Raw genomic sequence first — 7,850 nt, forward strand, 5'->3', positions numbered from 1 at the left:
CCTCGATGGCCCGCCGCCCCCTTCGTCGTCCGTTCCGAGATCCGAAACGCCTAAGCTGACCCGTATGAACGACAACTTGGTGTGGATCGACTGCGAGATGACGGGCCTCGACTTCGAGAACGACGCGTTGATCGAGGTGGCCTGTCTGATCACCGACAGCGAACTCAACATCCTCGACGAGGGTGTCGACGTCGTGATCAAGCCTCCGCAGGACGCTCTGGACCGGATGGGCGACTTCGTCCGGGACATGCACACCACCTCCGGGCTGCTCGCCGAGCTGGACGACGGCGTCACCCTCCAGGAGGCCGAGGACATCGTCCTGGAGCACATCCGCCGCTATGTGTCCGAGCCCGGCAAGGCGCCCCTGTGCGGCAACTCCATCGCCACCGACCGCACCTTCCTCGCCCGCGACATGAAGCGGATCGACTCCCACCTCCATTACCGGATGATCGACGTCTCCTCCATCAAGGAGCTGCTGCGCCGCTGGCACCCGCGCGTCTACTACGCGAGCCCGGAGAAGAAGGGCGGCCACCGCGCCCTGGCCGACATCACCGAGAGCATCCAGGAGCTGCGCTACTTCCGCGCCGCCGCCTTCGTGCCCGAACCCGGGCCCGACTCGGCCACCGCCCGCGCGATCGCCGCCGAGATCGTCGAGGGCGGCACCGGCATGAAGGCGCGTGACGTGGCTCTCGCCGAATCCGCCCCCGAAAAATGATCGAAGCACTCCTCGGAGTCCGCTAAGCTTTCATACGTACGCAGGGCCGAGAGGCCCGGCGGACATGGTGGGTGTAGCTCAGCCGGTAGAGCACTTGGTTGTGGTCCAAGAAGTCGCGGGTTCAAGTCCCGTCACTCACCCCAGAGGCTCAAGCCCCTGACCAGCGGAAACGCAAAGTGGTCAGGGGCTTTTGCGTTGCCGGGGGTGCACCGGCGGCCCCGTCCATGCCGGGCGGGGCCCGGCCTGAACCGTGTGCAGGGCAGTCCCACTGCGCCGGTGGCCGAGGACGGCGCGGTGGGACCACATACGCCTGGAGCGTCACCGGTGCCCGTGTCCGTCCGACGCGGCGTACGGGGAGGGCCCACGTTCACACTGCTCGGGGCGGGTGCCGCGTAGGGTCGGTCGCACACGGTCCGGAGGATGCGAGTCCCCGGCGAGGAGGCTCCGACATGTGATTCGAGAAGTCCGTCGAGATCCAGGCGCCCCGGCAGCGCGTCGACGCCCTCGGCGGGAACCGCTCGCGCCTGACTCTGGACCTGGCGACGCGCGGGCTGATGGTGTCGATCGTCAGGGTGTTCTTCCGCAAGGCCACCTGGACCAGCAGGCCGAGGACCTCAAACGCGCCGCCGAGAGCACCCCCTGAGACCAGGACCACGGAAACGGTGCGTGGTGTGAGTGGACGCCCACCGCCCGGAAGAAGCGCCGTGAAGTCCCGTGATCCACTTGATCGGCAAGCTCCACCGACCGTCTACGGAACACAGGCACCGACCACTCCCCGCCACCGGCGCCGAGCACACGGGGACGCTGCTCGGCGATCACGCGCACCCGCCCCCGCCCCTCGCTCGCCCATTCGAATCGGCTCGAATCATCTGCGCTGACACTTCCTCCCGAGAAAGAACGGGAAAGTCAGGACCGTTTTCCCTGGGCACGGAACGTCTCCAGGCTGATGCATACTCCTTCTTGCCCTCCCCTGCGCCGAACCCTGGAAAGGGAGCCGTGAACTCTCCGAGCGCACGCCCAGACCCGGCACCGTATTTGATCACCGCGATCAAGAACGAGATCAAGGCGGTCTTGTCCGACACGAAGGCAGGACCGAACAGCGTTTCCCTGAAGAAGGGGAAGAGAGTACGGACAGGAGGCGGCTCCACCCCTCACGAATACATGTTCTCCTGCGAGCGGTGGCGGCAGGATTTCGATTCCGGCGAGCTGCTCGTACGCCTCTCACATTCCCGGGATGACTGGCGGCAGGCCACGGCGCGACGCCACCCCAACGGGAAGATCCACGTCACCACCGAGGCCGACCTGGGAAGTGCTCCGGGCAACGCCCGACTCCGGGAGGACGAGACCCGGTCGCTCCGATCCCTGCTGACCCGTATCGAGGACCGGGGGCAACGCTCCAGCCCCGTCAACACGATCACCGCGGGATGGATCGTGGGACAGGAATCCCAACAGGTACGATACCTGCGGCACCCCGAAAAATACATTGCCGAATACGCCGACCTGGCACTGAACGACCAGCAGCGGCTGGGCGTGGAGCAGGCTCTCGAAAGCGACATCACTTTCATCTGGGGTCCCCCTGGGACCGGAAAACCCAGGTGATCTCGCATATCGTGGAAGGCGCCTACCGGATCGGCGAGCGGGTACTGTTCCTCGCGCCGACCAAGGCCGCCGTCGACCAGGCCCTGGAACGCATCTGCGAACTCCTGGAGGGGGAACAGAATTTCGATCGCGGTCTGGTACAGCGGGCCGGGGACATCGAGGTCGCGTCTCTCCGTGAGCGCTTCGGCTCGGTCATCGACGCGCAGATGATCTCCGGACGCCTGGGCGAAGAATTGGGCGAGCGAACACGCGAGCTGGAGGAAAGCCTCGAACTCGCCCGAGAACAGCAGACCGCCTACGAGCGACTGGCGCGGATCGACTCGGAAACGGCCGCTGCACGCGCGGCGGAGGGGACCGCCACCGCAGCAGCTTCCGCCGCTCAGGCGGACGTCAGCCGGCTCGATGGGGGCCTCGCCCAGGTGAATGAAGCCATCCGCGTGCTCGGTACCCCTTCGGGCATCTTCGCCCGCCGCAAGGCGACTCGGCTCTCCCTTCTCACAGAGCAGCAGCAGAGGCTGCAACACGGGCTGCGCGACGCCCGGATGCGTCGAGACACCGCGACCGCCAAGCACGAACAGGCCGCCGCCCGATTCCGGACCGCACACCAGGAGCTGGGGACGGCTTTGGAGTCGGTTCGGGGATACCCCTCCCGTCCGGCCATCGACGAACGGATCCGCACCCCCGAGGCGGAACTCGAACACATCCATAAAGAGCGGGCCCGCATCGTCGAATCTATCCGTGCGAGGTGCCGGGTCATGGGCACGACCCTGGCCAAGGCGCTCCAGTCCAAGCCCCTCATGGACCAGGTGGACACGGTGATCATCGATGAGGCCGGCATGGTCGACCTGCCCTCCGCCTGGTGCGCGGCCGGGCTGGCGGGCAAGCGGGTCGTGGTGGCGGGTGACTTCCGGCAGCTGTCCGCGATCACCAAGGGAAAGGGCTCCCACAAGCTGAACGCCGACGAGAAGCGGCACGCAGCGCAGTGGATGGACCTGGATGCCTTCCACGCCGCGGGACTGATCGACGCGGCCGGCACGGTCACCGACGACCCCCGCCTCGTCAGTCTCGGCGTCCAGTACCGCATGCGCCCGGGCATCTGCTCGATCGTCAACGAGGTCGCCTACCCCGACGCCCCGCTCACCACCGGCCGCGGAGACGACTCGCGGCTGCCGCACTCCCCCTTCTTGGAGGGCTCGGTGGTCCTGGTGGACACCTCCTCCCGACGCGTTCCCCTCCAGGGCTGGGACAAACACCAGTCGAACCAGGTCCACGAGGCCGTCATCCACGAGCTCGTCCGCAACCCCCAGTACGACTCGGTCCTGCCCGCGCGCAAGAGCCACGAGCCGGGCTCCCCCGCCGAGCTGGTCGCGGTGATTTCCCCGTACCGCAAGCAGGTCACCCACCTGCGGAGCAGCCTGAAGTATCGCTTCGGAGAGAAGTACGAGGGGCTGGCCGACACGGTACACCGGTTCCAGGGCAGCCAGCGGCCCCTCGTCATCCTGGACACCGTGGCGGGGGCGGGGAAGAAGCCCGGTCACTTCTACGAGGGCGTCGGCCTGTCCTCGGACACCACCCGCCTCCTCAACGTCGCCCTGAGCCGGGCCCAGGACCACCTGGTGGTCGTGGCCGACGTGGCCTACCTGCGGGAGCGGATGCGCCCCGACAGCGAGACCGTGCGCATGCTCGCCGCCCTGGAGAGGACAGCGCAGCGGATCCCGGTCGACGACCTCATCCCGATCCGCAGCGCCGGCGACCTGGGCGGGCTGACCGAGGAGGAGCTCGGCCGACCGGCGTTCTTCCCCACCGACGAGGTCTACAAGGCCGTGGAATGGGACATTCTCCACGCTTCGAAGAGCATCGAGATCTACAGCCCTTTCCTCAAGGTCAAGCCGGTGGCGGACTGGCTCAAGCACCTGTCCCCGCGTCTGGCGCAGGGCATCAGGGTCATCGTGCACACCCGCCCCCCCGGGCGATTCCAGCCAGGACGAGGGCGACCGCCAGGACCGCCTGATCCGTGAACTCCACGAGGCCGGCTGCGAGATCTCGCTGCGTCCTCGGATGCACGAGAAGGTGGTGATCCTCGACGGCTCGGTCCTGTGGCACGGATCGCTCAACCTGCTCGCCAGCACCGGCCCCACGGACCTGATGATGCGCCTGACCGACCCCGGCGCGTGCACCCGTGTCCGGCAGATCGTCGACACCGCCCAGCAGGACAAACCCCTCCGCCAGCGAGACCCCTGGCAGCCGCCCGCCGATGCCGGGGAAGCCACGTACGGCCCCGTCCCCGAGGTCGGCAAGGTGGTGAACGGCCGCCTGTACCTCAACGTGCCCAAGGTCGAGAAGGAGATCGCCAAGCGCGAGGTCAAGGCCCGCTGGAACCCGCAGGCGAAGCTCTGGTGGGTCGACCCCGCCCCCCGCGACAAGCTCACCCGCTGGCTGTGACCCCGCCCGTCGGGACCCGCCCAGGTCCCGACGGCCTTTCGCCGCCCCCGCTCACACCCGCTCCGGTGTCCCCGTCCGCCCCTGTATCGTGCCCGCTGACCGAAGGAGGAGCGGCTCCCTTCGGCACGGGATACGACAAGAAGGAACGAAGCAACGGGCGAAGCCAACGCCGACCCCACGGCTTCCCCCACCGGAACACCGGAACGCTTCGCCCACCCCTCACTGGAAACCCCCTTTCATGGTCGACCACACTCCTTACGTCGGGCGGGTGTACACCGCCCTGTCCGCATCGATCTGTTTGCGTTCCCTGGAGACAGGGACCACGAACGCCGGAAGGTGGGCTCGTGCCCTCCTGCGGCCTCCCTATCCGCGCGGTATCAGCGGCGGGTCCATCGATTGGGCCGAGAACACGGGCTGGTCGCTGTTCCTGATCTCCCGCGACGGCGAGAAGCAGCGGTTCTGGTCGGTTCGGAGCCCGGTCCCCGGGGTGTCCGAGGCTGCCCGCTGGGCCGTCCAGGTGATCACGGACTTCGGGCAGGGGAACGACGAACTCCTCTTCTCCTTCGCGGACCTGTACACGGATACCGAAAGGATCCTCCGGCCTACTCCTCGGGAGACCGTGGACAAGGAGCTCGCCGCGTATGCCGATCCTGCCCGGCGTTATGGCGGTTTCCTCGCGAACGGCCACGTACCCAAGGCGACGGCCGAAGAGCCCGCGAGCCGGCTCGCCGTTCTCAGTCTCACAGCGGTGATGCACGACTACCTCATCCGCACCAGGGTCAGAAGCGGGCAGTTCGCCGTACCCGGCGCGCACGAAAAGTGGAAGCGCGGCACCTACCTGTGCCTCTTCATCGACGAACGCGCGGGCCAGGAGGCGCGTGCCGTCGCGGGTTTGGGGCTGGTGGCACCGGTGGGAAAGTCCGGCTCCTTCGAACGCAAGGTCGACGTCTCCCACTTCGCCCGTCTGGCCATGCCTGTCCCGCTGCATCTCTTCGAAGATCTGGGCAAGCGCCCGATGGAGGCGTTCGAACGCAACCGCGGCCTACCTCCGGCGACCGGGCGGGAGATTCTGGCGAGGCTGGAAGAAATCTCCCCTGAAGCCGCCGAGACGGTTCGCGAGCTCCAAGAGCAGATGGCCGGGCAGGAACCCGAGATCCAGGACCGCCCGGTCCGACCCCTCGAACGCGATGCGGTCGGTGTGCTCTTCGAAGCCTTCGATATCGATCGGCAGCACCTGATGAGCTGGCGCCCCACCAAGGCCACCGACCCGTTCCTCACGGGGCTCGCGGGAAACCTGAAGGAGGGACGGTTCAATCCCCAGGAGAAGTGGCAGGTCGACTCCGACGCGTTCACCATGCCGGGCTGGGAGTCCCGCAACACCGAGCACATCGCCTGGCGGGAGTTCAGGAACAAGTACGGCAACAGGTCACTGCTGGTGGCCAATGTCGATCGCACCCCCGCGGAGACCAAGACCGGGGTCGACCTGATCTACTACAACCCCCACGGCGGGAATTTCGTCATGCTCCAGTACAAGACCTTCCAGGAAACGCAGGAGGGCCTGTACAGCAGCGTCGATGACCGCTTCCTCAAACAGCTCAAGCGCATGCGCGAAGTGGACGAGGACTTCCGGGACACCACGCCGCGGAGCCTTGACATCCGCCTCGTCGACACGCCGTGCTTCGTGAAGCTGTGCGCTCCCCAAACCCGCATGCCGTCCACTCCGGATCTCGTGGCGGGCATGTACTTCACCCGTGAGCACTTCGAGATCGTCCATGAGCACGCAGAAGACCTGGGCCATAAGACGGGCAAGCGCATCCGGCAGAAGTCGATCCCGCGGTACCTGAACGGCACGGATTTCATATCGCTGCTCTCCAACGGTTGGATCGGCAGCCGGGGCACGGGAACGGACCGGCTGTACGAACAGCTCGATGTGTCCATGGCGGAGGGCAGGTCGGTGGTGCTGGGCACGCACCTGGACGGACTTCCGCTGATGAACCACAGTTCCGGGCGGTGGCAGGAGGCCTTCTGACGCCGCGGTCCGTGTCTCCTCCCCGTCCAGGATGCGCCGGGCTCGTCGTAGTGCACGACATGTCCGCGCGATGGCCCACCGGTCGGCCTCGCAGCGGGGCGCCGGACCATAGGACGACGGTCACTGAGGGATTCACCAAACGACCGTTTCAGGATACGAGTCTTTGATAACGTTGCTTATCAATCTAAAAAGAGAATTTAGATGACCTCTCTGGCTACCTTGATGGTCATCGCGTTTCCCTGGCGTCCCGGGGCTCCCGTAGAACCCCCTGGCTTCGGAAACGCGACCGTCCCATCCTCTTCGCGCCCGTCCACACGGGTCGCGCACTTCCCTTAGTACTGCAACGACAGGTTGTTGCCTGTGCGTCTGTGATAGTGGCTCACCCGGGCACGCTGCTGGGACCGGCGTCTGAAGTGCGACCATTCCAGGACGTGCTCGACCGGGTGAGAAATCTGCGCCGCTACTCGGTTGAACAAACGGCGGATTTCGTTGACGCTCAGGGGGATCAGACACACGCTCGAGGCGTGTTCTGATCCCCCTTTTGAACGCCCTGGCGAAGCCGCACCAGGAACGCCAACGCGGCCATGGACAAGGTGATGTGCCGGTACCAGGCCCGATACCCCCGCACCTGGTAGTGGTCCAGCCCTGTCTCGTTCTTCGCGGCCTGGAAACACTCCTCGACCGCCCACCGGGATGCGGCCACCCGCGCCAGTTCCACCAGCGTCGTGTTCTCATCGGCAAAACAGATGTAATAGGCCAACTCTTCGGGGTCGGTGATGCTCCTGCGGGCGAGGAGCCAGTGCCCTTTGCCCGGCTCCCTCCAGGGGCGGATATCGGCCCGGGCCCAGTCATAGACGCGCGGTCCGTGAGCCCCGTCTGCGCAGCTCAGGCGTTCCCACGCCTGTTCGGGCAGATCGGCGATCAAACGGTGGGCGCGCTCTTGGCCCAGGTCCATCGTGATGACCGTCTGGGATTTGGGTACTGCGACCACGTGATGGATGTCGTGTTCTTCCATCCACAACCGCAGGCGGCTCACCTGCCCGTAGGCTTCATCCGCAGTCACCC

6 protein-coding genes and 1 tRNA gene are annotated in these 7,850 nt (G+C 66.5%); 6 read left to right on the forward strand and 1 reads right to left on the reverse strand.

What is annotated here, in order from left to right; all coding sequences use genetic code 11:
* Positions 1 to 64 precede the first annotated feature (64 nt).
* The 6 genes from orn to TR33_RS03290 all read left to right on the forward strand — a co-directional run bounded on the left by orn (position 65) and on the right by TR33_RS03290 (position 6,785).
* Positions 65 to 715 (forward strand): oligoribonuclease, encoded by a 651-nt coding sequence (gene orn / locus TR33_RS03265; protein ID WP_017534257.1) that lies wholly within the window; start codon positions 65 to 67, stop codon positions 713 to 715.
* Between the two features lie 67 nt (positions 716 to 782).
* Positions 783 to 858, forward strand: a tRNA-His gene (locus tag TR33_RS03270).
* A gap of 853 nt (positions 859 to 1,711) precedes the next feature.
* On the forward strand, positions 1,712 to 2,314 hold the full coding sequence (locus TR33_RS26540; protein ID WP_159068765.1) for a DEAD/DEAH box helicase family protein: 603 nt from the start codon (positions 1,712 to 1,714) through the stop codon (positions 2,312 to 2,314).
* Positions 2,311 to 4,332 (forward strand): AAA domain-containing protein, encoded by a 2,022-nt coding sequence (locus TR33_RS03280; RefSeq protein WP_042281237.1) that lies wholly within the window; start codon positions 2,311 to 2,313, stop codon positions 4,330 to 4,332. Before TR33_RS26540 ends, TR33_RS03280 begins: the two co-directional genes overlap by 4 nt.
* A gap of 40 nt (positions 4,333 to 4,372) precedes the next feature.
* On the forward strand, positions 4,373 to 4,756 hold the full coding sequence (locus TR33_RS03285; RefSeq protein ID WP_042281239.1) for a DUF5710 domain-containing protein: 384 nt from the start codon (positions 4,373 to 4,375) through the stop codon (positions 4,754 to 4,756).
* A 619-nt stretch (positions 4,757 to 5,375) separates the two neighbouring features.
* Positions 5,376 to 6,785, forward strand: a complete 1,410-nt coding sequence (locus TR33_RS03290) for a hypothetical protein (protein WP_159068766.1) — start codon at positions 5,376 to 5,378, stop codon at positions 6,783 to 6,785.
* A gap of 505 nt (positions 6,786 to 7,290) precedes the next feature.
* Here the strand turns inward: TR33_RS03290 and TR33_RS03295 are convergent.
* A partial coding sequence (locus tag TR33_RS03295) for an IS701 family transposase (RefSeq protein WP_042281244.1) occupies positions 7,291 to 7,850 on the reverse strand: 560 nt, incomplete at its 5' end.

The sequence above is a fragment of the Nocardiopsis alba genome (genome assembly GCF_000710955.1).
Taxonomy (GTDB): Bacteria; Actinomycetota; Actinomycetes; order Streptosporangiales; family Streptosporangiaceae; genus Nocardiopsis; species Nocardiopsis alba.